This is a genomic window from Loigolactobacillus jiayinensis (assembly GCF_003946445.1).
Lineage (GTDB): Bacteria > Bacillota > Bacilli > Lactobacillales > Lactobacillaceae > Loigolactobacillus > Loigolactobacillus jiayinensis.
Genome location: NZ_RHOF01000015.1, coordinates 1 through 25,336 on the forward strand (window position 1 = coordinate 1; position 25,336 = coordinate 25,336).

General features: G+C 41.0%; 22 protein-coding genes and 1 other annotated feature. Of the genes, 19 read left to right on the top strand and 3 right to left on the bottom strand.

The window, feature by feature from the left end; genetic code table 11:
- Positions 1-61: 61 nt before the first annotated feature.
- Positions 62-772: a glucosamine-6-phosphate deaminase gene (locus EKM80_RS04800; RefSeq protein WP_125551975.1), complete on the bottom strand. Its 711-nt coding sequence runs from the start codon at positions 770-772 to the stop codon at positions 62-64.
- A gap of 215 nt (positions 773-987) precedes the next feature.
- Between EKM80_RS04800 and EKM80_RS04805 the strand changes: the two genes are divergently transcribed.
- The 10 genes from EKM80_RS04805 (at position 988) to EKM80_RS04850 (ending at position 13,826) form a co-directional block, all read left to right on the top strand.
- Complete coding sequence (locus tag EKM80_RS04805; RefSeq protein WP_125551976.1) at positions 988-2,781, top strand: PTS mannitol transporter subunit IICBA; 1,794 nt, start codon at positions 988-990, stop codon at positions 2,779-2,781.
- 63 nt (positions 2,782-2,844) lie between these two features.
- The gene (locus EKM80_RS04810) at positions 2,845-4,950 is read left to right on the top strand and encodes a BglG family transcription antiterminator (RefSeq protein WP_125551977.1); all 2,106 of its coding nucleotides are present in this window, start codon (positions 2,845-2,847) and stop codon (positions 4,948-4,950) included.
- On the top strand, positions 4,947-5,390 hold the full coding sequence (locus EKM80_RS04815; RefSeq protein ID WP_125551978.1) for a PTS sugar transporter subunit IIA: 444 nt from the start codon (positions 4,947-4,949) through the stop codon (positions 5,388-5,390). The genes EKM80_RS04810 and EKM80_RS04815 overlap by 4 nt, the downstream gene beginning before the upstream one ends.
- A gap of 1 nt (position 5,391) precedes the next feature.
- The gene (locus tag EKM80_RS04820) at positions 5,392-6,546 is read left to right on the top strand and encodes a mannitol-1-phosphate 5-dehydrogenase (protein WP_125551979.1); all 1,155 of its coding nucleotides are present in this window, start codon (positions 5,392-5,394) and stop codon (positions 6,544-6,546) included.
- A gap of 226 nt (positions 6,547-6,772) precedes the next feature.
- Complete coding sequence (locus tag EKM80_RS04825; RefSeq protein ID WP_125551980.1) at positions 6,773-7,462, top strand: response regulator transcription factor; 690 nt, start codon at positions 6,773-6,775, stop codon at positions 7,460-7,462.
- A gap of 21 nt (positions 7,463-7,483) precedes the next feature.
- Positions 7,484-8,635: a sensor histidine kinase gene (locus EKM80_RS04830; protein WP_125551981.1), complete on the top strand. Its 1,152-nt coding sequence runs from the start codon at positions 7,484-7,486 to the stop codon at positions 8,633-8,635.
- 9 nt (positions 8,636-8,644) lie between these two features.
- Positions 8,645-9,901: a serine hydrolase gene (locus EKM80_RS04835; RefSeq protein WP_125551982.1), complete on the top strand. Its 1,257-nt coding sequence runs from the start codon at positions 8,645-8,647 to the stop codon at positions 9,899-9,901.
- A gap of 402 nt (positions 9,902-10,303) precedes the next feature.
- Positions 10,304-11,851 (top strand): UDP-N-acetylmuramoyl-L-alanyl-D-glutamate--2,6-diaminopimelate ligase, encoded by a 1,548-nt coding sequence (locus EKM80_RS04840; RefSeq protein WP_125551983.1) that lies wholly within the window; start codon positions 10,304-10,306, stop codon positions 11,849-11,851.
- The gene (locus EKM80_RS04845) at positions 11,851-13,113 is read left to right on the top strand and encodes a carboxylate--amine ligase (RefSeq protein WP_125551984.1); all 1,263 of its coding nucleotides are present in this window, start codon (positions 11,851-11,853) and stop codon (positions 13,111-13,113) included. Before EKM80_RS04840 ends, EKM80_RS04845 begins: the two co-directional genes overlap by 1 nt.
- Positions 13,113-13,826, top strand: coding sequence for an amino acid racemase (locus EKM80_RS04850; RefSeq protein WP_125551985.1), 714 nt, complete (start codon positions 13,113-13,115; stop codon positions 13,824-13,826). The genes EKM80_RS04845 and EKM80_RS04850 overlap by 1 nt, the downstream gene beginning before the upstream one ends.
- A 52-nt stretch (positions 13,827-13,878) precedes the next feature.
- On the opposite strand, the gene EKM80_RS04855 is transcribed toward EKM80_RS04850, so the two are convergent.
- Positions 13,879-14,676, bottom strand: a complete 798-nt coding sequence (locus EKM80_RS04855; protein WP_125551986.1) for a 2-keto-4-pentenoate hydratase — start codon at positions 14,674-14,676, stop codon at positions 13,879-13,881.
- 66 nt (positions 14,677-14,742) lie between these two features.
- Positions 14,743-14,981 (bottom strand) — a binding site (T-box leader).
- Positions 14,982-15,109: 128 nt separating this feature from the next.
- Positions 15,110-16,303 (bottom strand): SAM-dependent methyltransferase, encoded by a 1,194-nt coding sequence (locus tag EKM80_RS04860; RefSeq protein ID WP_125551987.1) that lies wholly within the window; start codon positions 16,301-16,303, stop codon positions 15,110-15,112.
- Between the two features lie 441 nt (positions 16,304-16,744).
- On the opposite strand from EKM80_RS04860, the gene EKM80_RS04865 reads away from it, so the two are divergent.
- From EKM80_RS04865 to srlE, 9 genes are all read left to right on the top strand, one after another.
- Positions 16,745-18,028, top strand: coding sequence for a pyrimidine-nucleoside phosphorylase (locus tag EKM80_RS04865; RefSeq protein ID WP_225418816.1), 1,284 nt, complete (start codon positions 16,745-16,747; stop codon positions 18,026-18,028).
- Between the two features lie 118 nt (positions 18,029-18,146).
- A complete protein-coding gene (locus tag EKM80_RS04870) occupies positions 18,147-18,794 on the top strand; it encodes an ABC transporter ATP-binding protein (protein WP_125551989.1) in 648 nt (215 codons plus the stop codon).
- Complete coding sequence (locus EKM80_RS04875; RefSeq protein WP_125551990.1) at positions 18,791-19,546, top strand: ABC transporter permease; 756 nt, start codon at positions 18,791-18,793, stop codon at positions 19,544-19,546. The genes EKM80_RS04870 and EKM80_RS04875 overlap by 4 nt, the downstream gene beginning before the upstream one ends.
- 133 nt (positions 19,547-19,679) lie before the next feature.
- A complete protein-coding gene (locus tag EKM80_RS04880) occupies positions 19,680-20,168 on the top strand; it encodes a hypothetical protein (protein ID WP_125551991.1) in 489 nt (162 codons plus the stop codon).
- Positions 20,169-20,489: 321 nt separating this feature from the next.
- Complete coding sequence (locus EKM80_RS04885; protein ID WP_125551992.1) at positions 20,490-21,293, top strand: SDR family oxidoreductase; 804 nt, start codon at positions 20,490-20,492, stop codon at positions 21,291-21,293.
- 80 nt (positions 21,294-21,373) lie between these two features.
- Positions 21,374-23,236: a BglG family transcription antiterminator gene (locus tag EKM80_RS04890; RefSeq protein WP_164509506.1), complete on the top strand. Its 1,863-nt coding sequence runs from the start codon at positions 21,374-21,376 to the stop codon at positions 23,234-23,236.
- A complete protein-coding gene (locus EKM80_RS04895; protein WP_125551994.1) occupies positions 23,236-23,724 on the top strand; it encodes a transcriptional regulator GutM in 489 nt (162 codons plus the stop codon). The genes EKM80_RS04890 and EKM80_RS04895 overlap by 1 nt, the downstream gene beginning before the upstream one ends.
- A 1-nt stretch (position 23,725) precedes the next feature.
- Positions 23,726-24,301, top strand: coding sequence for a PTS glucitol/sorbitol transporter subunit IIC (gene srlA, locus EKM80_RS04900; RefSeq protein ID WP_125551995.1), 576 nt, complete (start codon positions 23,726-23,728; stop codon positions 24,299-24,301).
- Between the two features lie 27 nt (positions 24,302-24,328).
- A complete protein-coding gene (gene srlE / locus EKM80_RS04905) occupies positions 24,329-25,318 on the top strand; it encodes a PTS glucitol/sorbitol transporter subunit IIB (protein WP_125551996.1) in 990 nt (329 codons plus the stop codon).
- Positions 25,319-25,336: the final 18 nt, after the last annotated feature.

Sequence of the window (25,336 nt, forward strand, 5' to 3'; positions counted from 1 at the left end):
CATTTTTTTGACAGCAAAAAAGCAACCCACAACTGTGGATTGCTTTTAAGAAATAAATTAACTATTTGTTGGATAACTTAGATGCAGCAGCTTCATCAACAATAATAGTAACGTTGTCTTTCTTTTGTAAAATACTTGCTGGGCAATCTGGTGTAACAGGGCCTTCGATCATGCCTTTAACAGCATCAGCTTTTTCAGCACCCCAAGCCATCAAGATAATGTTATGTGATTTCATGATTGAACCAATACCCATTGAGTAGGCAAACTTAGGTACGTCTTCTTCGTGTTCAAAGTTACGTGAGTTAGCTTCAATTGTAGATTCTGTCAAAGCAACTTTACGTGTTTGGACATCAATTGGGGAGCCAGGTTCGTTAAAGCCGATATGACCGTTACGACCTAAGCCTAATACTTGAAGATCAATTGGGTTGTCAGCGATAACCTTATTGTAACGTTCTGTTTCAGCATTAGCATCTGCTGCTAAGCCGTTAGGTACGTAGCTTTTAGCAAAAGGTTTAGCATCAAATAAATGTTTTGCCATGAAGTAATGGTAGCTTTGGTCATCTTCTGGTGCTAGGCCAACGTATTCGTCCAAGTTAACGGAAGTCATTTTAGTGAAGTCAACGTCACTAGCAATTAAATCCTTATACATGGTTTCTGGTGTGCTACCAGTTGCTAAGCCTAATACCTTAGCACCATTTTTTACGGCATCAATTACCATATCTGCTGCTTTACGGCCGCCTTCAACTTGATCTTTAGTAATAATTACGTTCATTACGTTAGAACCCCTTTTCATAAGTTGTCTTACCTTTATTGGTATAGTCCAATTATAAATCGTATTTCAGAATAGTCAAGTCATTTGCGTAAACTTTTCTGAAAAAAGTTCCATTTTAGAGATGGCACAAAAAAGTGTGCCAAAGTTCTGGTTGATGCAATTTCAGTGTAAGCGCTACAATGAATTTATACAAATTGAGAGGAGCGTTTTAAGCTATGGAAGCGACAGAAAATAATACAAAAAAGAAAACTTCACTTAAAACGAGAGTCCAACGTTTAGGTAGTGCTTTATCTAATATGGTACTACCAAACATCGGGGCATTTATTGCCTGGGGACTTATGACAGCGTTATTTATTCCAACCGGCTGGCTACCTAATGTAGATTTAGCAAAAATAGGGACGCCAATGGTTACTTATTTATTGCCTTTATTAATCGCTTATTCCGGTGGTAAAGCAATTGCTGGCCATCGTGGTGGTGTTGTTGGTGCAATTGCTACAATGGGGGTCATTGTTGGTTCTAATATTCCAATGTTTATTGGTGCCATGGCACTAGGACCTTTAGGTGGCTGGTGCATTAAGAAGTGGGATGACAATGTTCAACCACACATTCGCCAAGGTTTTGAAATGTTAGTTAACAATTTTTCCGCTGGAATTATTGGTATGATCTTAGCTATTATTGGTTTTTATGCGATCGGCCCAGTGGTTTCGACTGCAAGTGGTTGGTTAGCAACTGGTGTTGATTACATTATTTCAATTCATCTGATTCCGTTGGCCAATGTATTCATTGAACCAGCAAAGATTTTATTCTTAAATAATGCAATCAATCAAGGTATTTTAACGCCACTTGGGATTCAAGCGGCTGCTAAAGCTGGTAAGTCTATTCTGTTCTTACTAGAACCTAATCCTGGTCCTGGTCTTGGTGTCTTGCTAGCCTTTGCTTTGTTTGGTAAAGGTAACGCCAAATCTTCAGCACCTGGTGCAATCATTATTCAGTTCTTAGGTGGGATTCATGAAATTTACTTCCCATACATCTTAATGAAACCAATGTTGTTCTTATCCGTTATTGCTGGTGGTGTTACTGGTACCTTCACATTTAACATGTTAGGCGCCGGCTTAAAAGCTTCACCATCACCTGGTTCAATTATTTCTATCTTATTGATGACACCAAAAGGCATCGGTAACTTTGTCAGTGTTCTACTTGGGGTTACTGCGGCTGCCGTAGTTTCATTCTTAATTTCAATGGTTATCTTGCGCCGCGACAAAACACCAGAAGTTAGTCTGGAAGATAGTCAAGCACAACTAAAATCTATGAAGAGTAGTGCTAAAGGCACCGATACAAAGGATGCTAAAGCAATTATGTCTGGTGGCGACGTTAAGAAAATTATTTTTGCTTGTGACGCTGGGATGGGTTCATCCGCAATGGGTGCCTCAATTCTACGTGATAAGGTCAAGAAGGCGGGATTAGCGCAGTCGGTTACCAATACAGCTATTAGTAGTTTGCAAGATGAAGCTGGTTTATTAGTTGTTACGCAGGAAGAATTAGCTGATCGTGCGTTGAAACAAACACCAAATGCGGTTCATGTTTCTGTTGAAAACTTCTTAAATAGTCCAAAGTATGATGAAATCATCACCAGCCTGAAGACTAAAGATGTGACAACAACTGATCAAGCACCAGCACAAACAGCTGCAAAAACAGAAACTGCTGATCAAACCTATGCTGTTGATTTCAGCCAAGTTACTGAAGTAAACTTTGTCCATCATGATCAAAATGTGGGTTCAGCAACTATGGCGATGTCGACTTTCCGTAGTGCGTTGCGCAAGGCGGATAAAGATATTACTGTCCGTAATGTTGCGGTCAATGAATTGAATGATCAACCACAAGTTTTGGTCTTAGCCAGCAAAGAAACGGCTAAACGGATTAAGAGTCAATTTGGTAATTTACAAATTATTGTGGTGGCAAACCTGTTAGATGATGCAGAGTATGCTAAAATTATCTCGAAATTAAAATAAGCACGTTCAAAAGCGGTGGCGATTAAACCGCTTTTGAACGTTACCAGAAGGGTTGGTTAGTCTGTGTACTTCTCCAATCGTGAAGCAGAGATAATTTTCTTATTACTACGTCATCAAGCCGGTTTGACTCGCGAGGATCTATCCAAAAACTTAAATGTTAGTCGCCGGACGGTCTATCGCGAGTTATCGAGTTTAGAATCCACTTTAGCACGAGTCCAAATTCAGTTAATTAAACAACAAAATCATTATCGATTAGTTGGTGAACCATCAGCGTTAAAAAAATTGCAGCAACAGATCAGCACGGTAGAACGGCCAGAATATTTTGATGTTCATCGACGTCAAAGTGCGGAAACCTGTCGGCTATTGTTACATGATCAAGTGATTACGATGAAGCAATTAGCGGATGAGTTTGGTGTTAGTGTACCAACAATTTCGCAAGATTTGACTGCCATTGAAACAATTTTAACCGATTATCGCTTGCAGCTATTACGTAAGAAAGCACAAGGTGTGCAGGTGACCGGCAAAGAAAGTAACCTACGTCGGGTGTTAAGTGGCGTGTTAAATAGCGAAATCAATGAATACGAGTTCTTTGAGTATTTAGCGCAACATTCGCCAGTAGTTCCGGAGACGGAATCGAGTTCACGTTATTTTATTCAACTACTTGATCCTAGTTTGTTGACCATCAGTTATCAGGCTATTCAAAAGTATCAGCGGCAGTCGCCGAGCCAGTTTTCAGATAGTCAACTACAACAACTGATTATTGTGTTGACCATTTCAGCAATGCGGATTGCAGCACACCAAACATTAAACGAATTGAAACACATTGATAAAAATGAGCTGTTTAAGTATCAGCAAGTGGCCATTGATATCTTTAATCAATTTCCAGCATCAATTCGCGATCATGTTAATTTACTAGAGTTAGAGTTTTTGGCACTGCAGATTCAAGGAATGAGCTTTGCTTTAGCCAAAAATGTCTTGCTCGACAACTATGATTTAGCACTGGCTTATCAAATTCGTGAACTAGTACAGAAGGTGTCAACAGATTTTAAGTGGGATTTTCGCCAAGATGACCAATTGTTTACTGATTTAATGGCTCATTTAGCGGCAGCACTTAAGCGCTCGCACACCCAACTACCAGAATTAAATAACCCAGTATTGCAGCGAATTAAAACAGAATATGCGCAATTATATAAGATTGTGGCACGCGTGTTAACGGTTGTCTTTCCACAGGCTGAATTTATTGATAGCGAAATTGCTTATATCGTGATCCATTTTGCTTCATCGTACGAGAAGCGGGTCAAACGATCGAGTTTATCGGCCTTGGTAGTTTGCGCTAATGGAATCGGCACAGCCAAAATTCTGGAAACACGTTTACGTAAGAATATTCCGGAGTTGACCAAAATTCATGTTTCTCGGGTTGCTGATTTGAATCATCTCGATCCCAATCAATACGATATTGTATTATCTACGATCGTATTGCCTGGTTTTCCACTGAACTATAAAATGATCAGTCCACTTTTACTAAAAAGTGAGATCAAGGAGATCACTGAATATTTGCAAAATTATTATGGCAAGGTAGAAACTAAACCGACAGCGCCACGGCCAAAATTGACTGAGCAAGCGCAGAACTTTAAAGCAGCTTATGAAGTGATGAAAACGGCTAATGATATTTTAGAGCGTATCACAGTTCAGAAAATTGATAACCAACAGCAAGATTTACTCGCTACTTTAAATCAAATCACAGCTAGCTTAGCGGGGGTAATTTTGACCGAGCCGCAGCGGATCGCTGATAAGCTATTGAGTCGGATGCAGCAGGCGCCAGTGGGTATTCCTGATTCACCATTGGCGTTGATCCATACGACTGATAGTAGTATTAAACGCCCATTTTTCTCGATTTATGATTTAAGTGAAACTTTAACCATTACGGCAATGGATGATCAAAAAATTGGCTTAAGTCGGGTACTATTAATGCTTGGACCAGCTAAAATGGCCTTTACTGAAAATAGTTTAATGGGCAAAATCAGTGGTTCAATCATTGAAAGTGATTTAAATTTAGCAATTTATAAAACGGGTAGTCAGCAAATTGTTTATCAATTGATCAGCAGTTTGTTCTTAGATGAGATTAAATACCTTAACCAACAATCGATAGAAAAGGGTGACCAAGAATGAAGGGACTAGACGAAAAGCTGATTAGTATCAATCAATCAGTGAAAACAAAAGAAGATGCAATTCGGATGGCTGGTCAGCTTTTAGTTGACAATGGCAACGTTGATGCACCATACATTGATTCGATGCTAGCGCGTAACCGCGATGTTTCCGTGTATATGGGTAATTTTATTGCCATTCCCCACGGAACCGAAGCTGGTAAGCAATACATCAAAGAAACTGGGATTTCAATCGTCCAATTACCATGGGGCGTTGACTTTGCCGATGATCCAGCTGATGAAAAATTAGTAACGGTCGTTTTCGGCATCGCCGGTATGAATGGTGAACATTTACAATTGTTATCACAGATTGCATTATTCTGTAGTGACATTCATAATGTAGAAAAGCTAGCTGATGCACAATCGGCAGCAGAAATTATAGACTTATTGAAAGAGGTTGAGTAGTGTGAAGGCAGTACATTTTGGTGCAGGTAATATTGGTCGCGGTTTTATTGGTGAAACATTAGCCGCAAATGGTTTTAGTATTGATTTTGTTGATGTCAACAGTACAATTATTGATGCGTTGAATCAACGTCATGAATACGATATTGAGTTAGCAGCCGCTAGCCATGAAAAAATTCATGTTGCTAACGTAGATGGCTTGAACAATAAAGATCATCCTGAAGCTGTAGTCGCTGCAATCGAAAAAACTGATTTAGTGACAACCGCAATTGGACCTAAGATTTTACCCTTTATTGCACCATTGATTGCTGACGGTATTAAAGCGCGGGCCAAGGCCGGTGATGAAACTAAATTAGACGTCATTGCTTGTGAAAACATGATCGGTGGTAGCCAGTTCTTGAAGGCTGAAGTATACAAGCATTTGACTGGTAGCGACAAAACTTATGCTGACGGGCATGTTGGTTTCCCTAACGCTGCGGTTGATCGGATTGTGCCGTTACAACATCATGAAGATCCATTGGCTGTTTCCGTTGAACCATTTAAAGAATGGGTCGTTGACGAATCACAAATGGCACGTCCAGAAATTAAATTAGACACTGTCGTTTATGTACCAGATTTGGAACCCTATATTGAACGTAAATTATTCTCCGTTAACACTGGCCATGCGACTGTTGCGTACACTGGTAAGTATAAGGGCGACACAACTATTGGCGAAGCTATCGCTGACCCAGAGATTTTCAAACAATTGGAAGGTGCTTTAGCGGAAACCCGTGATTTATTGAGCCATAAATGGGACTTCACTGTTGAAGAATTAAAGGCTTACCAAGATAAAGTTGCCAGTCGCTTCCAAAACACGTATATTTCTGACGATATTTCACGTGTTGCGCGGACACCAATGCGTAAATTAGGTTTTGATGAACGCTTCATCCGGCCAATTCGCGAATTAAAAGCACGCAACTTGAACTATGATGTTTTGTTAGATACTGTTGGCATGATCTTTACTTACGACGAACCCAATGATGAAGAAAGTGTCAAACTCCAACAATTACTCAAAGATAACGACTTAACTACCGTTATCAAACAAGTGACTAAATTGACTGACGCTGACTTAATTGCTGAAATTGCTAAAAGCTATCAAAGCAAGTTAGCCGCTAAATAAAATAAGTTATTTTTAAGAATTGTACTGAAATGGTACAATTCTTTTTTTGTACGTCGATTTTAAAGAAAAATCAAGATTAATTTGCTACACTAAGAACAGTTATATCGTTACTATCTAGGCAGCTAGATAGAACTAGGCAGTCTGCTGGCGTATCAGACAGTTGTCCATGATACGTTTTAAAAATAAAAATCAGTCACAGGTCGTGGCGTAGTGGAGGTCAAATTTAATGAAGATTTTAGTCGTTGATGACGATAAGGATATTGTTGAATTATTAAGTATTTATATTCAAAATGAAGGTTACACGCCGATTAAAGCCTATGACGGTAAGGAAGCTTTAACTAAGTTAGCAACTAATCCAGACACTGCGTTGATGATTTTAGATATCATGATGCCTAATATGGATGGCATGGAAGTTGTGCGCGAAGTGCGCAAAGACTCGCAGATCCCAGTTTTAATGTTGTCGGCAAAAACAGCCGATATGGATAAGATTCAAGGTTTGATCAGTGGCGCCGACGATTATGTTGCCAAGCCATTTAATCCGCTAGAAGTCATGGCACGGGTTAAATCATTATTGCGCCGCAGTCAACAGCAAATGACCAACGATACACCTGATGTGCTGGAAATCGGACCGTTAGAGATCAGAAAGGATTCTCATGAAGTCACTACTTTAACTGGACAACAAATCCAATTGACTGCATTAGAATTTGGTATTTTATATTTGTTGGCGAGCCATCCTAATCGGGTTTTTTCAGCTGATGAGATTTTTGAACGAGTTTGGCAACAAGAAAGCATTGTTTCAGCAAAAACGGTTATGGTTCACGTCAGCCATTTACGCGACAAGATCGAAGAAGCAACTGATGGTGAAAAGGTGATCCAGACGGTTTGGGGTGTCGGCTATAAAGTCGAAGCGCATTAACTAGTGGAGGCGGAACGAAAATTGAAATTAACCGGCCGCGAGAAAAGTGCCTTGTTTATCGAAGGCGTGGTAACAGTGATTTTACTGCTGTTATTGGATTTGTCGGTGATTGTGATTCTGAATCAAGCAATTCAAAATAATCAGGCTTTAAACGACGGTATTTTTCAAATTAAAAACGCGATCGCAATTGGGCCTAATGGCTTTCATTTAATGAGCTGGCAAAACATTTTTACTTTCTTGATGTTATTATTTAACGCGGCAGTCGTCTATTGGCGCTTGATTCGCCGTTATCATCAAATGCAATTAAGTCATGTTATTGCTGAATTGCATTATATCGCTGATGGTCACTTTGAGCACCGAATCCCATTTAAATTAAGTGGTGATCTGCAACGGGTGATTTTAAGTATTAATGCATTGGTGGCCTCAACGGTGCAATCAATGGATGAAGAACGTAAGATTGAAAACTCTAAGGATGAGCTGATCACTAATGTCAGCCATGATATTCGAACACCATTGACTTCAATCATTGGTTATTTAGGCTTAATTGAGGCACAGCAATTTAAAAATGAAAAGCAGTTACTACAGTATTCGCACATTGCTTTTGAAAAAGCGAAGCAAATGCAAAGTTTGGTTGAAGATTTATTTGAATATACTAAGGTGCGGCAAACAACAACACCATTGACAATTTCTAAGTTAGATATGGGGCAAATGTTAGAACAAGTAGCAGCTAGTTTTGAACTAGAAGCGGCCAAAAAACAGATGCAGATCAATGTTGATTATCGGCCTGATCCGCTGGTCATGACGGCTGATGCGGAGAAACTGAGTCGTGTGTTTAATAATTTAATCAGCAATGCGTTGAAATATGGCACTGGTGGACACCATATCTATTTATCGGCTGTGGCGCACGGAGCAGAGGTCGTCATCAAGGTTGCTAATGATGGCAAACCGATTCCGCAGTCTGCTTTGACTCAGTTGTTTGACCGTTTCTATCGGGTCGAAGAATCTCGTTCTACGGCAACCGGCGGGACGGGCCTAGGGTTGGCAATTGCCCAGAGTATTGTTTCTTTACATGATGGTGAGATCTACGCAACTTCAGAACAGAAGTTGACCAGTTTCATTATTCGTTTGCCGTTGAATCATGGGGAAAAATTACCACCGCGCGCGGTAGGATAAGGGGAAATTATGTTTAAGAAAATAATTATACGGGTCACATTATTGCTGACTTTTGTGCTAGGTAGTGCGGGTCCAACACTAGCGGCAACAACGGTTGATGCTAAAGCTGGTTTGGCCGTTGACGCGCAAAGTGGTCAGATTCTTTTTGATCAAGCGGGTAGCGAGGTATTGCCGATCGGCTCAATGACCAAGTTGTTAACTGTTTATTTGACGTTAAATGCAATCAAACAAGGTAAGCTCAGTTGGGACACACAAGTTCCAGTAAGTGCATTGGCTTATAAATTAACGAAAAATACGGAGTTGACCAATGTTCCACTGACTGAAAACGGAAAGTATTCAGTCCGTGACCTTTATGACGCTTCTCTAATTCAATCCGCTAATTCCGCTGCGATGTTGTTAGGTGACGCTTTTGCTGGCTCACAAACTGCAGCGGTCAAGCAGATGCGGGCGCAATTACAAAAGTGGGGAATCAAGGATGCTTATATTGTCAATTTAAGTGGTTTAAATAACAGCTACCTTGATGGTCAAATTTATCCAGGTTCGGCGACAACCGACGAGAACAAAATGTCAGCAGTCGATATGGCCATTGTTGCACAGCATTTATTGAAGGATTTTCCAGAGGTTTTAAATACGACGAAGCAAACCAATATGACGTTTGCAGCAGGAACAAGTTCAGCAACTAAATTAACAACTTGGAATTTTATGCTAGCTGGTCAAGCTGCGGCGGATACTAACTTACCAGTTGATGGGTTAAAAACTGGCACCACTGAATTAGCCGGCGCTTGTTTCACAGGGACTGTCAAAAAAGATGGCCACCGAATTATTACGGTTGTGATGCACGCCAATAAAAACGAAACCGACAGTAACGCACGTTTCATTGAAACGGCTAAAATCATGAATGATGTCTATAATGAGCAAAGCTACCACACAATTGCTCAAGGTAGTGCGCCGACTAATCAGCAACGGTTACCAGTTAAATTGGGGACGCAACCGCGTGTGCCAGTTGGTTTAGCTCAAAGTGTTAGCTTTTGGCTACCTAAAGCACAAGCCAAGCCTAAAGTAACGTATAAATTAACGGCTAAAACACCGCTAGCGGCACCAGTTGCTAAAGATAAAATGGTTGGAACTGCAAATATTACTACACCAGTAACACTGCGTTATTTACCAGGTGAAACACCAAAAGCAACTAAAGTGACCACACAAAAAGCTAGTGCTAAGTTAACTGGTTTTTCGTTATTCAAGGCACAAGTTGCGGATTTCTTTTAAAGCCACTTTAGTGATCGCCTGCAATTGAAGTAAACGTGTAAAATAAGATTGTGGATCAATTCTAGTTAGGCTTTCATAGCGTATGTTTCGGCCGAATATAACATAGTTGACACTAATTTAAAGGCCACCTGCACAAGGTCACTGACAAGCAATAATTAACCGGTGGCTGCATGCTAAACTGGCGGTTAACCATATTTTTGAGCAGTGGTTTTGTGCTATAATTAAGAGGCTAAATTTTGTGTTCCATTAAGATTTAGTCCAAATAGATAGTGTTTTTTAATAAAGAAAATTAAGCGTGTCTAAGAAGGTCATATTGTTCTGCTTAGCTAGACTAACGCTTATAATATGACCGATTTTTTTAGATATTCGCAACGAAAAAGCAAGAAAGAGGCAGTTAAGCGTATGCAGTTACAGTTTGCCGAAATAACTAACTTACTCAATGAACATCAGTTACTGGTCAAGTCGGTGCTGCCGGATACAATTAAGCCGCAAGTGAGTGCGATTGCTTATGATTCACGAAAAAGTAGTGCAGATTCGCTATTCTTTTGTAAAGGCGCATTCAAGTCAGAATATTTGACGACTGCGCGCCAAAATGGGGCTACTGCGTATATGGCAGAACAAGAATTTGCTGAAGGTGCTGGTCTGGCCACATTTGTGGTGACCAATATTCAAAAAGCAATGTCGCTAATCAGTGCAGCTTACTATGGTTTCCCACAAAATAAGTTGTTCATCATTGCTTACACTGGCACTAAAGGGAAGACGACTTCAAGTTATTTTACCCATAATATTTTGAAACCAGCGACCAATAATCAAACAGCACTTTTTTCCACGATCGATCGAATCGTTGGTCCACGGCCAGAGCAGGAGTTTAAATCACATTTGACAACACCCGAATCATTGGACTTGTTCCATGATATGCGGACGGCCGTTGATTCTGGGATGACTCATTTGGTAATGGAAGTTTCGTCCCAGGCCTATAAAAAGAATCGGGTATACGGACTACATTTTGACGTTGGCGTCTTCTTAAATATTACGCCTGATCACATTGGTCCCACCGAACACCCTAATTTTGCTGACTACTTACATTGTAAGTTGCAATTATTAGTCAATTCACGGATCTGTGTGCTTAATGCTGAAACTGATCATTTAAACGAGGTCTATCAGGCGGCGCAAACTACTAGTCAGCCAGAAGATATTTATTTGTTTGCTAAACAGGACTTTCAGCCAGCCCAAGCATTACCAACCATTGACTTCCGTTACCAAAGCGAAGAGGCTGATTTAACCGCTAGTCAATTCAAGCTTTATGCTAAAACGGCTAAAGCCCAAGCATTGACGGCTAGTGGGCAATATAAGTTGAGTTTGCCAGGTAACTTTAATGAAAGTAATGCAGTGGCTGCGGCCATTACGGCTAGCTTAGCTGGTGCGTCAACCGCGGCTATTCAAAAAGGCTTAGCAACAGCTTATGTGCCGGGACGGATGGAGTCACTGCAAACGCCTGATCATGGGACGATTTATGCTGACTATGCCCATAATTATGCCAGTATGAAGGCGTTACTGAGTTTTCTAGAAGGACAGCAACCAGATGCCAAGGTAATTGTGGTGGTTGGTAGCCCCGGTAATAAGGGGGTTTCCCGGCGGGCCGGCTTTGGCAAAGTTTTAACTGAATATGCCGATGTTGCCTTTTTAACCGCTGATGACCCAGGTTTTGAAGATCCCTTAAAAATTGCTCAAGAAATTGATACGCATGTTGACCACAGTAAAGTTAAAGTTACGATTGAAGTAGACCGAAAAAAAGCAATTGCCGCGGCGATCACCGCCAGCACTGCCAAGGATATTGTTGTCTTGGCCGGTAAAGGTGATGACGCCTTTCAGAAGGTCAATGGGGTAGATACACCGTATCCAACTGATATGGTCGTTGCTAAAGAAATAGTGAGAGGATTGCAAGCATAATGGATAGTGAGATGGATTTTATTCCCGTACTTTTAGGGAGCGATATCAACGTTTACGGGATGGCCCGGGCGTTTTATGAGCGTTATGGTATTAAATCGACCGCGTACGCCAGTGTACAATTCGCACCAACCAAGTACAGCAAAATTGTCAATGTTGAAACTTATCCTGGTTTTAACGAAGACCCTGGCTTTATTGAAAATATGGCCAAAATTGCTAAACGTTACGAAAATATCAATAAAAAGGCGGTACTGATTGCGTGTGGCGATGGCTACGTTGAACTCGTTTCTAAACACAAAGCCTTTTTGGAGAAAACATTTATTGTGCCTTACGTGGATTATGACTTAGTTGAAAAGTTGATCAGTAAGGAAGCCTTCTATGAAATGGCGGACAAATATGAGTTGCCGCATCCATTGACGCAAATTATTAGTAAAGCTGATTATGAAAATGGTGTAGCTAAAATTAATGTGCCGTACGAATACCCAGTAGCTTTGAAGCCGTCCAATGCGGTTGAATGGTTGGATATTAAGTTTGAAGGCCGTAAAAAAGCTTTTCGCATCAAGGATCGTGCTGAATTTGACGATATCGTCAGCAAAATTTATGATCACGGGTACACGGCTGATTTGATTTTGCAGGACTTTATTCCGGGCGACGACAGTAATATGCGTACCTTGAATTGTTACGTTGATCAATATCATCAAGTGAAGTTAATGTGTTTGGGTCATCCGTTATTGGAAGATCCAACGCCAGCTGATATCGGAAATTATGTGGCAATTTTGCCAGAATATAATCAAGAAGTTTATGCGCAAATTCAACATTTTCTTGAAGCCATTAAGTTCACCGGCTTCTGTAATTTTGATATGAAATACGATCGGCGCGACCAAACATTTAAGCTGTTTGAAATTAACTTACGTCAAGGTCGTAGTAGCTTCTTTGTGACCTTAAACGGTTATAACTTAGCGGAATATGTGGTTGAGGATCGGGTTACTGGCGCGTTGAAAGACAATCCAACCGTTTATGCTAATCAAAATGAAAGCCAGCAGAAGCTCTGGCTCGGTGTGCCAGCTAAAGTTTTTAAAACTTATGCCCGTGATAATGCGGATAAAAAACGTGCGTTAGAGCTTTTAGCAGCCAAGCGTTACGGCACTACCGTGTTCTTTAAACAAGATATGAGTTTGAAACGTTATGTGTTGCAAAAATACGCCTTTTACCTTTATAATGGTCGCTTTAAGGACTTTTTTAAGGAAAATAAGGGGGACATGTAATGCGTCATTTCTTTTCAATATTAGGTGGTATGGGCACCATGGCCACCGAAAGTTATATTCGAATTTTAAATCAGCGGACGCCGGCAAAGCAGGATCAAGACTATTTGAATTATATTTTAGTCAACCATGCGACGGTGCCGGATCGCACGACTTATTTGTTGGATCATAGTCAGCCTAATTTTTTGCCGGATCTGCTCGAGGATGTGCAGCAACAAAATTTGCTTAAACCAGATTTTATGGTGATGGTCTGCAATACGGCGCATTATTTTTATGATGAGCTAGCTGCCGCTAGTGATGTGCCGCTGCTGAACATGCCACAGGAAACGGTGAAGGCATTGCAAAAGCGTTATCCACAGGCTAAACGAATCGGTTTAGCGGCAACAGCAGGTACGATTAGTAGTCAAGTCTATCATCAATATATTGCAGCTGCTGGCTTGACTGAAGTTGATCCAACACCAGCGATCCAAGAGAAAATCAACCGGTTGATCTATCAATCGATCAAGGAAGAACAAGGTGCAGTTGATGCCACTTTATATCACGAAATTTTAGCCGATATGATGCATCAGTTAAACGTTGATGTGATTATTCTTGGTTGCACTGAATTATCGTTAGCACAAGAATTAGCGCCTAATCATCAATATCCAGTGGCTGATTCACAATCGATCATCGCTGATCGGACATTAGAATTAGCTTTAAAATTGCGCCAAGCCTAATAAAAACCCTGCAGAATTTAATTTCTGCAGGGTTTTTAGCTATATTGTGAATCTATTCAACATCAAGTTCGACATCGGCAAAATATTTGCTGAAATGAGCAACGTAATGGCCTTTTTGTAAATGTGGTGGTAAGAGGAACGTGCCACTAGAGACTTTAGTGCCAACGGGGAAGTCGACGCCTTGTTCGGCTAATTTACCGACTAACCATTTAAGTGAGTTTAACGGATTACCGAGAACTTCAGAAGATTTACCGGTACCAAGTTCTTTGCCGTCAAGGGTCAGTTTACAGTCAACAGTTGCCAGATCAGCGACATTAACATTAGCTTTCGTGTCAGCTGTGTAAACAACACGGCCACGCACAGCGCCATCAGCAACAACTAAATACTTGGACAGCGCGGGGAACCAGTCACTGAAACGAGAGTCAGGGAGTTCAACCCCAGCTGCGACCCCAACTTTAGCAAGTAATTGTTCAGTCGAGTCACTTGGTAACAGGGCTTCTTTAGCGGTAAAAACCATTTCAACTTCTAATAAGGGATCCATGAGCTCACTGAGTGGTAATTTAGCGGGACTACTAAGCCAAGCTGATTTGGTTTCAGCACCATAAAAAGGTGAATCAGAGTCGAACATTTTCTGTGTTTCCTCAGAAGTTAAGCTAACCTTATACCCGCCAACTGGTTCGTTTTTAAGCTGGGTATTCGCATACTGGACGCGATAGGCAGTATCAAAGTCAGGTACTAACGCTTCCCAATCGCTGGCTTTAAGTGGCTTTTGTGTTGTTAAGGCCTGCTGTAATGCGTTGGCAACCTTAGTTTCGGTAGCTGATTGAACAGATAATGTATTTTCACTCATAATGAAGATCTCCTTAAATAGATTTGAACTTGTTACTAAAAAAACGCCCCAGAAATACAATTGTATTTCCGGGACGCTACGGCGCGGTACCACCCAAATTTTTACTGTTATTACTAACAATAACTCGTCACGTACGGTTATTCACGATACGCTAGCAGGGTAATGGCTGCAACCAATGGGCGTTACTTTAAAATTTCGGCCCATAACTCAGAGGCGATTTTCATTAATTTTTGACTGATTCCCTTTCACCTAACGGAACTCGCTGCCAGCCGGAATTAATTACTCTTCCTCTTCTTAGTAACTCATTTATTTTTAATTTAATTATAATATAGTCGTCACTTTGCCATCTGTCAAGCGTAAAAAAACAGTTATCACAATTTTATGTGATAACTGTTTCCTGTGTGGTGTAGCTAAAAGCATCTTTTAGGAAGCCTTATTTAATTTCTTTTTCATAAATGTAATCGCGGGTCATTGGCAAGTATTTACCAGAAGCACCTTTGGAAATCAAGTATTGAATCACATCGATGTTACCTGATTCAAATGAAGCTGCAGCAGCCTGTAGGTAAACATCCCACATGCGAATGAAGCGTTCATCCTGTAATTTACTGATCTCGTCTAAATTATCGTTGAAGTTTTTGTCCCAAATTTCCAAGGTGTGTTGGTAGTGCCGGCGTAATGGTTCAACGTCGTCAATTTGCAAACCAGCATCGATGATGTGTTGGGTATTTTCAACTAAACCAGGAACATAACCACCAGGGAAGATGTATTTAGTCAACCAAGCATTAGTCGCACCGCCTTGTTGCCGCGTGATACCATGGATCAAAGCGACACCGTTATCTTTAAGGTACTTGCTAACAGTCTTGAAATACAATTCCAAGTTTTCTTGACCAACATGTTCGAACATGCCTACAGAGGTCACATAGTCAAAAGGTTCGTGCTTTAATTCACGATAATCGACTAACTGGACATCAGCCACGTCTTCTAATCCACGGTCGGTAATTTGCTTTTGTACATAGTTGTACTGTTCCTGACTTAAGGTGATACCTGTTACTTTCAAGCCGTATTCCGCAGCAGCCGTCAGCATCAAGGTGCCCCAGCCACAACCGATATCAAGTAAAGTACGGCCAGCTTGTGGGTCTAACTTATGAATAATGTGATGAACTTTATTCATTTGAGCTTGCTCTAATGTGTCCTCAGGTGTTTGGAAATAGGCACAAGAGTAGGTCATCGTTGAGTCTAACCATAGTTGGTAAAAATTATTACCGACATCATAATGACTTTGTACGTCTTCTTTACTGTGCTTTTCATTATGCGATTGCTTCGGCAAGAAGCGGATATATTTAGTATTACGCATGAAACTATCGGCATTTTCGTAAGCTGCCGTTAATAATTTCTGAATACTATAAGGGCCGCCAGTGATCTCAATTTTACCATCCATATAACCTTCACCTAAAGCCAGTGAAGCGTTGTTCAAGATCTCTTTCATTGGAATCGCTTCTTTAAGCGTAATTGTAACTTCTGGTTCACCTTCGCCATAAACCGCGCTTTTACCATCCCAATAATTAACTTTAACTGGGATGTTGAATGAGTGACCGAAAAGAGTCTTATAGAACGTTTTTTCAAGCATTGAAACTATCCTTCCTCTCGTTAAAAAAGCCTATTTAGAGCGTATCCTAAAAGTTACTTAGGTTTAAGCGTTAGCCATTTTTTGCGCAACATAAAAGTCTATTAGTAAAATATACCAATAAACTTTTATATTCTGAACATTGGTCGTTCAATGACTGAATCGTCAGCTAAAACACGACTTAGCAAAACAATAAGTCTTTTAGGATACCTTTGCGCTAAAATAGGTGCAAGTATATTTAGCAAAAAACACCTTGGTGCTACTCACTAATTATAAGCATAGAGACAGTATACGCCTATTTTTTAAGCATGATAAGTAAGTTGCAGAAATTATTCGCCGAAAATGTTATACTTGCTAGCAGAATAGTCGACAGACGACTGCTGTTGCAAGCAGCTAAGACAATTATTGAATTGTGAAGTAGAAAGAAGGTTAATTAATTTGCAAATGCTTGATTTAATTAATAAACGCCGGCGTGATGAAAAATTAACAACGGCAGAAATTACATTTATAACTAAAGCAATTGTGGCCAAAGAAATGACGACAGCGCAGGTGGGGGCTTTTTTAGATACTTTTAGTTACCATGATATGGCAACCACGGCGGAATTAACTGACTTAACCATGGCGTTGGCTTATTCCGGCGGTATCTATGATCTCAGCGATTTGCCAGGAATCAAAGTGGCGCCGCTGAGTACCGACGGCTTAGGTGATAAAACTAGCTTAGTTTTATTACCGCTGGTTGCTAGCTTAGGCGTACCAATTTTGCAAGTGATTACGCCATTAGCGAAGGAACAGACAAGTCCTTTAAATCGGTTAGCAGCGGTACCACAGTTACGGACCAACTTGGCTGCTGATGAATTTGTGACGACATTGAAAAAGGTTGGGGCAGTGGCAGCTTCACCAGTTGCAGAGTTAGCACCGTTGCAGCAAACGCTGGCTCAATTAGAGGTAGAAACTGATACAGCACAAGTACCTGCGCTATTAACCAGTCGTTTACTCAGCTTAGCAATTGCGGCTGGTGCGGATGCGTTAGTCGTTGATATCAAGACGGGCAATAATTGTTTGACGCTTAAGCAAGCCCAGCAGGTCGCCAAGTTAACTGTCGCCGTTGGTGCTGAGGTTGGTCGGCGTACCTTGGCAGTGATTTCGGATCTTAATCAGCCAATCGGTGACGCCGTTGGTGCTAGTTGGGAGATTCGCGAAGTGATTGCGACACTAAAAGGTGGAGGTCCAGCAGATTTACGCGAACTGGTGCTATCACTTGGCGCACAATTAGCAGTCTTAGGTGGTTATTTAGGCACCGTCGCCGATGCACGTGAAGCTTTAAGCGCTAATTTGGCTAATGGTCAGGCTTTAGCTAAATTCCACGAATGGTTAGATGCACAAGGCGGTGATGCTAGTGTTATTGAGCAACCTGATCTATTGGCCACCGCTGAATATACAGCTACGGCACGGACGCCGCGCTCAGGCTACATTGCAGCTTGGGATATGGCACAACTAGCTCAATTGCGCGATTTATTAGGTGAAAATCCTGGGGTTGGCTTTGTGTTGCATAAGAAAATTGGGGACTCAGTTGAAGCTGGTGAGGCATTAGCAACGGTCTATAGTGCACACGCTGACTTACAACCAGAACTGAAACTAGCCCAGCAGGCCGCTACGATTGCTGATAAGGCACCAGAACATCGCCTATTGTATGATGTGATCGATAGTGCACTGGAACAAGCTGAATAATTAAAGTCGTCCAGTAAAGTCATGATTGATTTTACTGGGCTTTTTATATCCGTTCGTAAATGATAACGATTACAACGTGTGCTATAATAGGGCATTATCGAGATTAGGGAGTGGGGTCATGGTACTTCTAGAATTAGAAAATATTGGTTACCAAATTGCGGGCCAGACCGTATTGCAGCAGATCAATTTACAGGTAGCAACGCAAGATTATATCACCATTACTGGACCTTCTGGTAGCGGTAAAAGCACGCTACTGCGGATTATTGCCGGCTTGTTAACGCGGACAAGTGGCCAGTTGTTATTCGCGGGTAAAGAGTGGGCCGATTATGATCCAATTTTATATCGCCGCCAAGTGTCGTATGCCGTCCAGCAACCGCAATTATTTGGGACTACAGTAGCGGATAATCTGCGCTTCCCATTCCAAATTCGCCAGCAAGCTTTTGATTCAGCGCAAGCCACTGCAGCCTTGACCAGTGTCAATTTGCCAGCTGATTATTTAAATAAGCCGGTCAACGATTTATCCGGTGGTGAACGGCAGCGGGTGGCTATTTTGCGCAATCTTTTATTTCCACCACAAGTTTTATTACTCGACGAGATCAGTACTGGTTTGGATGATGAAAATAAGCAGATTTTGCATCGAGAAATTAGGCGGATGAATCAAGAAAAAAACGTCACTATTTTGGCTGTGACCCATGACAATACTGAAATTAAGGATGCCAATCGCTTGGTCAAAATTGTTGCTGGAAAAATGGAGGTGGATCAATGAATTTAGCGACGAGTAATACTACCTTGATTTTTGCGGCATTGCTAGTCTTTGTGGCGCTTTACATTGGTTATCGTGAGAAATTAGGGATGAATAAGGATATTCTCATTGGCGTTGTGCGGGCAATTATTCAGTTAGTCGTGGTTGGCTACTTATTAAAATATGTGTTCCGCGTTAATAACGTTTGGTTGACGTTAATTTTGATTTTGATCATCATTTTCAATGCGGCCTACAATGCTAGCAAACGCGCAGCAGGTATTCGACACGCGTTACCGATTTCGTTATTAGCGATTTTAGCAAGTACTGGTCTAACGTTAGTGGTGTTAGTGTTTTCTGGCTCAATTCGCTTTGTGCCGTCACAAATGATTCCTATTTCTGGCATGATTGCTAGTAATTCCATGGTGGCAATCGGTCTGTGTTACCGCAATATGAACAGTAGCTTTCGTGACCGCCGCCAACAAGTGCTGGAACGCCTAGCATTAGGCGCTGATCTACGTTTAGCTTCCATTGACATTGTCCGTGAAAGTATCCGTACCGGTATGGCGCCAACCATTGATTCGGCTAAAACAGTCGGTATCGTTAGCTTACCTGGGATGATGTCCGGCTTAATTTTTGCCGGTGTCGATCCTGTACATGCAATCAAATATCAGATTTTAGTCACCTTTATGCTGCTATCAGCTACTAGTATTGGTTCCGTGATTGCCTGTTACTTGGCGTATCAACAATTTTATAATGAACAAAAGCAATTGCTGTAAATAAAATGTTGTGGAAATTTGCTGATATTTCTGTTAAACTAAGTAAATAGTAAATCACGCGTATAATGGTTCAGCGTCGAGTCTAATGGCTCCCGCTGGACCTTTTTTTTTGCGCTCTAGGAGGAATTTTTACATGGAATTTTATCAGAATTTACCACGGAACCGAAAAGAATTTGTTTTATTTATGGCGGTGATCTCGCTGATTTCGGTCAATATTATCGCACCGTTGATCACCAGTTTTGAAATTGGCTTTCACTGGCAGACTTGGGCTAATGTGTTGCCGCTAGTGCCATTTATCTGGTTAGCAGTCATTGTCTTTGTTGCACTAACTTATCGCCCGGCAGCTTGGTTAACCAGTAAAATTGTGACTGAAAAGGATAGTTATAATGCGCATCTTTTAACCAATATCTTGTGCACTGTTTTCATGATGTCGATTGGTTTAACGATTGTTGGTACTTGGATTGGCCAACAACATATTAGTTGGGCGCCGCTGCGGAATTTCTTCTACCGCTGGCCCCGTAACTTTGCCTTAGCTTTTGCGGTAGAATTATTAATTGCGCAGCCAATTGCTCGCTGGGTGATGCGGTTGTTACATCGACATCAAGAAGTTATCGCGGAATAAAGGTTTAATGGATTAGAATTTTTATTTCAACCGATATGGCTACCTCGATTGGTAGCTTTTTTTTCACAAAATTTATCATATTTATTCTATTATGGCTATTTTTATTCTACTGAAAGCTTTGCTGAATTTGCTATACTGTAGCCATAATTCAGCTAGACCGGTTAGCGATAAGCTTTAATAGGCTAATGGATTGATGTTCATACCAATATTTGCTGGTGCTATTCAACTACTTTTTTACTAGATTGTTGGTAAATAAGGGGCTTAATGATTGTTAGCGTTTTCTATATGCTAGAAGTATAGAAAACAAGGAGGCAATTAATTATGTTAGCAAATTGGTTAAATTTACAAGGTAAAACGGTGGTTGTAACTGGTGGTTCATCTGGTATTGGTGCTGCAATCGTTCAGGAACTAGTCGCACAAAATGTGAACGTTATCAATGCAGATCTCAAGGAAGGCGACTTTAAAGCACAGAATCTTTTATTCGTACAAACAGATGTGACTTCTAAAACGGCGGTTGAAGCATTAGTTGAACAAGTTGTTGCTAAATACGGCACAATTGATGGCTTGGTTAATAATGCTGGTATTAATTTACCACGGTTGTTGGTTGACGATGCACAGCCAAAAGGTCAATACGAATTAACTGAAGATACTTTCAATAAAATTTTTGCAGTTAATGTTAAGAGTGTTTTCTTAATGAGCCAAGCAATCGGCCGTATTCTAGTTCATAAACATGAAGGGGTCATTGTCAATATGTCCTCTGAAGCCGGGCTGGAAGGCTCAATTGGACAAAGTGTTTATTCTGCAACTAAAGGTGCGATTAATGGGTTTACGCGTTCTTGGGCTAAAGAATTAGGTCAATATAATGTACGTGTTGTTGGAATTGCACCCGGTATTATGGAAGCAACTGGCCTGCGGACGCCAAGCTATGAAGAAGCGTTGGCTTACACACGGCATATAACAGTAGACAAATTACGGGCTGGATACAAGAGTACCACAACAACGCCACTTGGTCGTAGTGGTCATCTGTCTGAAGTTGCCGATCTAGTTTGTTACTATCTATCCAATCGTGCTAGTTACATTACCGGAGTAACAACCAATGTTGCCGGTGGTAAATCGCGGGGCTAACTAGTTTAGTACTCAAAATTGGAAAGCTTTTCTGAGCAGAATCTGTTGGTACTAATTTATAGAAATGGGGTGTCATGCGGATGGACAATCAAGATTATCGTTTATTGAAACGATTCATTACTCGTGAGTCAATTCCAGTAGCCGAATTGATTGCCAGTGAGAATATTTCGCAGAAGACCTTACAAAAACGGTTGGCGCAACTGAATGAAAAATTGCACAGCATTGGCCAAATTAAGGAGCGACATGGCCGTTACTATCTCCAAGTTGATGACTATCGTGGTTTGAGTCGCTTACAGGCTGGCTATTTACGTGAATCGTTGGATTTTAATGACAGCGAGAAACGCCAAGCCTATGTGATTCAGCAGTTGGTAATGGTCAAAGGCTATATTGTGCAAGATGATTTAGCTGATGCGCTAATGGTCAGCCGGAGTACGTTAAACAAAGATTTAAATAAACTGCGGCGCACATTGCGGATCTATGATGCAGAAATTATTGCCCAATCTAACCATGGTATTAAATTAGTATTTCAGCAGGATTATCAGATACCATTACTTTTACTCAATGAAGTTTACGACTATTTTGCCACTAATTATCCGCTAACTGATGAAGTGAAGCAGGCTTTAGCAGCAATTATTGTTAGTATCAAGGATCAAGCGACCGCTACGTGTTTGCGCAAATTAGTCGCTATTATGATTTATTTGTGGCGTAACGGCTATCAATTAGATTTGCACGTTGCCCATTATCAAAATTTGGCAGCGCTAACGCCGGCATGGCACCAGTTATTTCAAGCCTTATCGACGCAACGACATGCTACTTTAACACCAACTGAGCAAGATTTTATTTGCTTTCCGATTAATCTAAAGTATTCGGCACTATTGTTGCAATCGGCAATTAAACAGCAATTAATTGCAAATCAGGTTTTGTTGCAACAAATCAAACGCCAAATTGAACTCCATGTTCAAGTCGAACTGGATTATCATGAATTTTACACACAAGTTAAGTATCATTTACTATTCTTGTGCTATCGTAGCTTATTCAATGTGCCCGCCAGTGAAATATTCACCAACGAAATTATTAAAAATTATCCGGTTGCTGCCGAGTTAGCGCTGATTGCACTCAACACATTGGAGCAGCGGTTGGGGACTATTATCCCAACTACGGAATCTAATTATTTGGCGGTATATTTTCAACTAGCATTAGATGATGTGCAGGATCATCAGCAACATAGTGCACAGCAAGTTGGTATTGTTGGAAATATCGGTATCGGCGCGCGTCGTTTTTTGCAAAAGCAGCTAACTGAGGTTTTTGCTGATCACATTGAAGTCGTGGCGATTACTGATAACGCAACGCTGAAACGGCCAGATTTACCATTCTTACTAATTTTTTCCAACCGGCCATTAGACCTAGGTGATAATCGAATTCCGGTTATTCGGATCGATGATTTATTTCGAACTGAGGAATTGACCACTAAAGTAACATTATCGCTTATCCAGCAAGCAATCGCGACGCAAGCTTGTACCTTACAAGTCACTTATCTTGCACCACAGAATAGTTATCAAGCGACTGTTGACCAAATGATCGACCAAGCGACAATCAATGGGGAACTTGCCGCTAGTTTCAAAGCAATGTGGCATCAGCGTGAAGCTCAAGGTAGCAGTGTTTTTGAAAACGGAATTGCTTTGCCGCATACAATTAACGAAACTACGACGCCAACAATTTTTCTTCAGATTGGTATTTTACAGCAGCCGTTGACGGTGAACAAACAAGCAGTTCGTTTGATCTTTTTGCTAGGCATCCCGCAACAGCTAAACCAACAACTGAATCGCGTACTGGATACGGTATATGATTTTATTTTTAGTGTGGTGCGCCAGAAAAATGTTTTGCAGAATCTGTTACATTACCATTTGGAGCGGCCCATTGAACAATTAACGGAGGGGATTTAATGCTGATCATTATTTTAATTATTTTTGTTGCCTTTATTTTACAGGCAGGGCTGGGGTTCTTGCAGCTACAAAATTTTACCCATCATTATCAGACCCTCCGGCGACAAGGGCGAGTATTGATTGGACGCAATCCCAAACGATTTCAAGCGGGCACACTACTCTTGGTCGCGCTAGACCAAGATGGCGTGATACGCGCTTGCCAATTAATGAAAGGGGTTACTATTTTTGCCAGGTTTCAAACAATTACTCGGTTTAACGGGCAACGCTTTATCGAACTGGTGACAGATTACAAACAATTAGCACCTGAGCCACGACTGTTACGCCAATGTTTGCTAAATGCCTATCAGACGTTGATCAAGTATCATAGTGGTCAGCTAAATGAGCATGACTTTAGTGACCAAACTAATTTCTTCGACTTACCGCTAGTCACCTACGCACGTATTCGCTTGCAGCGGGTTGGCCATTATTTAAAGAAAGTAGGCAGTTAATATGCATTATATAACGGATTTTGCATCAGGTTTTATGAATTTATTCCAAACTGGCGCTAAAACCTTCATTGGCTGGATGTCATCAATCGTGCCAGTTGTCTTATTATTGCTAGTTCTAATGAATACAATTATCGCTTTTCTTGGCGAAGAACGAATGGAAAAAATTGCTAAAGCGTCATCGCGAAACGTTTTGACACGATACATGTTGCTACCATTTCTGGCCGCATTTATGCTAGGTAACCCGATGTCTTTTACCTTAGGTCGCTTTATGCCAGAATTTTACAAACCCAGTTATTACGCGGCTATGGCTCAATTCAACCATACAAGTAATGGTGTATTTCCCCACATTAATCCTGGTGAGTTGTTCATTTGGATGGGAATTGCACAAGGAGTACAAAAGTTAGGTTTGAATACAATGGATCTGGCGATGCGTTATCTATTAGTTGGTTTAGTGATGAACTTTATTGGCGGGTGGGTCACTGACTTGACGACAGCCTTTGTTTGTAAGTCAAGCGGCGTCACTTTATCGAAAAAAGTTGCGCTTAGTTCTAAGTCAGCTGAAACTGAGCAGGCATAAACGTGTGTGGAATAGGAGGGTTATATCATGAGTTGGCATAGTATTCGTATCGTAAAAGGTAGTGGCGGTTATGGTGGTCCGTTGACCATTACGCCAACTGAACAAAAGCATAAATTTATTTACGTTACCGGCGGCGAGCGCCCAAGTATTGTTGATAAAATTGAACGATTAACGGGTATGAAAGCTGTTGATGGCTTTAAAACAGCAATCCCCGATGAAGAAACAGCCTTAGCTATTATTGATTGCGGTGGTACCTTGCGTTGCGGTATTTATCCGAAAAAGGGTATTTTGACGGTCAATGTTTTACCAACTGGCAAAAGTGGTCCGCTACAACAATTTATTCATCCTGAAATTTACGTATCAGCGGTTGGGGATAAACAAATTACATTGACTGATGAGACAGCAGCTGAACCAATTGCTGAGGAAGTCACAGCAGAGAAGCCTAAATATGAAACTGGTAAAAGTATTACGACACAGACCCAGCATAAAAGTATCATTGCTAAAATCGGGGTTGGTGCGGGTAAAGTAGTTGCGACATTTAACCAGGCAGCTAAGGACTCCGTTCAAACTGTTATTAATACAATTATTCCTTTTATGGCTTTTGTTGCCTTATTGATTGGTATTATTCAGGGCTCGGGCATCGGAAATATTTTTGCTAAGTTAATGTCACCGTTAGCGGGTAATGTGATTGGTTTGTGTGTGATCGGCTTTGTCTGTTCTTTACCATTTTTATCACCATTATTGGGGCCCGGCGCGGTTATCGGTCAAGTTGTTGGCACTTTAATTGGTGTAGAGATTGGCAAAGGCAACATTCCACCACAGTATGCGCTACCAGCTTTGTTTGCAATCAATACGCAAAACGGTTGTGATTTTATTCCAGTTGGTCTAGGACTGGAAGAAGCTGATGCCAAAACAGTTGAGGTTGGTGTACCGTCAGTATTATATTCGCGCTTTATTAATGGTGTCCCCCGAGTGATTGTCGCTTGGCTAGCTAGTTTTGGACTATATGCAAAATAAATACAAGGAGGAGTTTGA

Coding starts and splice junctions, on each gene's coding strand:
- EKM80_RS04800 (WP_125551975.1), bottom strand. CDS start 772: ATGAACGTAATTATTACTAAAGATCAAGTTGAAGGCGGCCGTAAAGCA.
- EKM80_RS04805 (WP_125551976.1), top strand. CDS start 988: ATGGAAGCGACAGAAAATAATACAAAAAAGAAAACTTCACTTAAAACG.
- EKM80_RS04815 (WP_125551978.1), top strand. CDS start 4,947: ATGAAGGGACTAGACGAAAAGCTGATTAGTATCAATCAATCAGTGAAA.
- EKM80_RS04825 (WP_125551980.1), top strand. CDS start 6,773: ATGAAGATTTTAGTCGTTGATGACGATAAGGATATTGTTGAATTATTA.
- EKM80_RS04835 (WP_125551982.1), top strand. CDS start 8,645: ATGTTTAAGAAAATAATTATACGGGTCACATTATTGCTGACTTTTGTG.
- EKM80_RS04840 (WP_125551983.1), top strand. CDS start 10,304: ATGCAGTTACAGTTTGCCGAAATAACTAACTTACTCAATGAACATCAG.
- EKM80_RS04845 (WP_125551984.1), top strand. CDS start 11,851: ATGGATAGTGAGATGGATTTTATTCCCGTACTTTTAGGGAGCGATATC.
- EKM80_RS04850 (WP_125551985.1), top strand. CDS start 13,113: ATGCGTCATTTCTTTTCAATATTAGGTGGTATGGGCACCATGGCCACC.
- EKM80_RS04855 (WP_125551986.1), bottom strand. CDS start 14,676: ATGAGTGAAAATACATTATCTGTTCAATCAGCTACCGAAACTAAGGTT.
- EKM80_RS04860 (WP_125551987.1), bottom strand. CDS start 16,303: ATGCTTGAAAAAACGTTCTATAAGACTCTTTTCGGTCACTCATTCAAC.
- EKM80_RS04865 (WP_225418816.1), top strand. CDS start 16,745: ATGCTTGATTTAATTAATAAACGCCGGCGTGATGAAAAATTAACAACG.
- EKM80_RS04870 (WP_125551989.1), top strand. CDS start 18,147: ATGGTACTTCTAGAATTAGAAAATATTGGTTACCAAATTGCGGGCCAG.
- EKM80_RS04875 (WP_125551990.1), top strand. CDS start 18,791: ATGAATTTAGCGACGAGTAATACTACCTTGATTTTTGCGGCATTGCTA.
- EKM80_RS04880 (WP_125551991.1), top strand. CDS start 19,680: ATGGAATTTTATCAGAATTTACCACGGAACCGAAAAGAATTTGTTTTA.
- EKM80_RS04885 (WP_125551992.1), top strand. CDS start 20,490: ATGTTAGCAAATTGGTTAAATTTACAAGGTAAAACGGTGGTTGTAACT.
- EKM80_RS04890 (WP_164509506.1), top strand. CDS start 21,374: ATGGACAATCAAGATTATCGTTTATTGAAACGATTCATTACTCGTGAG.
- EKM80_RS04895 (WP_125551994.1), top strand. CDS start 23,236: ATGCTGATCATTATTTTAATTATTTTTGTTGCCTTTATTTTACAGGCA.
- srlA (WP_125551995.1), top strand. CDS start 23,726: ATGCATTATATAACGGATTTTGCATCAGGTTTTATGAATTTATTCCAA.
- srlE (WP_125551996.1), top strand. CDS start 24,329: ATGAGTTGGCATAGTATTCGTATCGTAAAAGGTAGTGGCGGTTATGGT.